A 2,161-nucleotide genomic window follows, 5' to 3' on the forward strand; every position below is an offset into this window, starting at 1 on the left:
TCGATCCGCGCGAGGTGGAGCGGGCGGTGTGGACGACCGCGGATGGCGCGATGGTGACGTTCAACGGGATCGTCCGCGATCACGACGGGGACCGCACGGACGTCGTCCACATCGAGTACTCGGCGCATCCGAAGGCCGCGGACATCCTGGCCGCCCTGTGCGTGGATATCGCCGCGGAGGCTACTGAGGCCAGCGGTCCGGCCGGGCAGGTGCGGGTGGGCGCCGTGCACCGGACGGGTGTGTTGCCGGTGGGCGAGGTCGCGGTGGTGGCTGTCGCGGTGGCGCCGCATCGGGCGGAGGCATTCGCGGCGTGCTCGGAGCTCATCGAGCGGCTCAAGCACGAGGTGCCCATCTGGAAGCGGCAGCTGTTCTCCGACGGCCTGTCGGAGTGGGTGGGCGTCGGCGACTGCTAGACGTAGACCGCGGGACGAGAGACTGGCGGGCGGGAGGCTGAAGCGCGAGTCAGCTGGACGGCGCGACCGGTCTATGCAGGCAGGTTGTAGGCCCCGTGTTCGCACATCGTGATTTGCCGCGGGTCATGCCAGATCCTGGGTGCCTTCCGAATTCCGTCTCGCGCGCGGGCCAGTGGGCCCTTGGGTCTGGTGCGATGGCGGTGACCTGATTCGGTGACGATGATCAACTCGCCCAGCGGCCCGGTCCGGTAGGTGCACTTCCCGAAGGTCTTCTCCCGGTGATGCTTTCGGCACAGGCAGGCGAGATTCCACTCATAGGTGGGCCCGCCCTCTTCCGGGTTGTCCTTGTTGAACGCGATCACATGATCCACGTCGCACTTACTGGCGTCCACCTGACAGCCCGGGTGACGGCAGGTTCCGTCACGCAGCCGGATTCGCTCGGCGAGCTTCGCCGGGATGACGTACTTGAGCGCCCTGTCCGGATCGTCGAGCGCGCCCGGGGCGGGGTCGATGATTTCGAACCTCACCTTGGCGTCTTCAGACTCGAGGAGTTCGCGGCAGAGCCACTCGTAGCTGCTGTAGGAGCCGCGAACGAACTCGACCCGGTTCGGCAGCCCCTGAGCGGCCGCGGCGATCACGCTGATCTTGATCGACTCGCCGCCGGCGGCGGCGTTGCCCAGCGTCGGGCGGGGCATATCGGGATCAACCCCGACCTCGCCGAGCTCGATGTCGTCGTCGGTCGCGTCATCGGAAGTGGCGTCGGTCGCGTCGCCGGCGGCGTCGCCCGCCTGCGGCCCAGACGAGGTCGAGCCGGCGAAGTTGGAGCCGGCAGAAGCTGGGCCATCCGATGCAAGGCCGGAAGCTGCAGCTGAGCCCGCGGCGCCGGACTGGGTGGGCTGGTACACCGCGAACGAGGTCAGCACGTCGGCGCGCAGCTGATCCATGGTTCGCTCATCACCGTTGGCCGCGGCCAGATCCGCCTCGGCCTGGATTCGACGGCGGAGCAGCTCGGCGTCCTCGGCCGGCAGCGACGCCCACAGTGAGGCCATGCCGTTTCTGGAACGCTTGAAGCGGATCTTTCGCTCCTTCGCGGCGGCGGCTGCCTCATCCTCCGCTGTCTTCTTGTCGTGCTTGGCGACCGACTGTTCGACCAGTTCGTCCAGCGCGGTCCGGGACGTGCGGTCCCCACCCTCGAGATCGTCAACGAGGCTGGCCACTACTTCCCGCTCGACGATCTCAATGATCGAGTCGGGAACCTCCGCCAGCCGGCATGCCGTGTCGATCGCCATCTGTTCCGGCATCAGGCCTCGCGAGACCGCCTCGCACAAGTGGGACAGCCTGGTGTGGATCTGCTCAGCGGCGGTCACCATGCGGCCGGCGTGCCACACCGTCAGCTGGCAGGCTGCCACCAGATGATCACGCGCCCTCGACGTGGGGTCCAGCCGCGCGTACGCGGGCCGCTTGGCCTTGCGCCCCTCGACAGCGTCCTCTTCGGCACCCTCCTCGGAATCCTCCTCGAGCAGAGCGAACTCCAACACCATCCGCTGAGCCGCTTCCAGTCGGGCGGCGCCGGCCAGGTTAGAGGCCAATGTAGCTGCCCGCGCAGCCTCACTGACCCCCTTGAGGCCGACCATGTCCGTGCGATCGGGAACAGCATGCATCGACGGTGTCGTCGTCGTCATACTCCCCACCCCCAACCCGCACTAACTAGAACGTTAGTACGATCCTACTCCTGGCCGGCGCGTAGT

The 2,161-nt window shown here is 67.7% G+C and carries 2 protein-coding genes; one reads left to right on the forward strand and one right to left on the reverse strand.

Annotated features, from left to right (window positions below; all coding sequences use genetic code 11):
• Positions 1 to 413, forward strand: a 413-nt coding sequence (locus G6016_RS08425) for a molybdenum cofactor biosynthesis protein MoaE (protein ID WP_182632217.1), incomplete at its 5' end; no start/stop codon positions are given.
• A gap of 71 nt (positions 414 to 484) precedes the next feature.
• On the opposite strand, the gene G6016_RS08430 is transcribed toward G6016_RS08425, so the two are convergent.
• A complete protein-coding gene (locus G6016_RS08430; protein WP_241729970.1) occupies positions 485 to 2,095 on the reverse strand; it encodes an HNH endonuclease signature motif containing protein in 1,611 nt (536 codons plus the stop codon).
• Between the last annotated feature and the right edge of the window lie 66 nt (positions 2,096 to 2,161).

The sequence above is a fragment of the Dietzia aerolata genome (assembly GCF_014144865.1).
Classification (GTDB): Bacteria; Actinomycetota; Actinomycetes; order Mycobacteriales; family Mycobacteriaceae; genus Dietzia; species Dietzia aerolata.

Coding starts and splice junctions, on each gene's coding strand:
- G6016_RS08430 (WP_241729970.1), bottom strand. CDS start 2,095: ATGACGACGACGACACCGTCGATGCATGCTGTTCCCGATCGCACGGAC.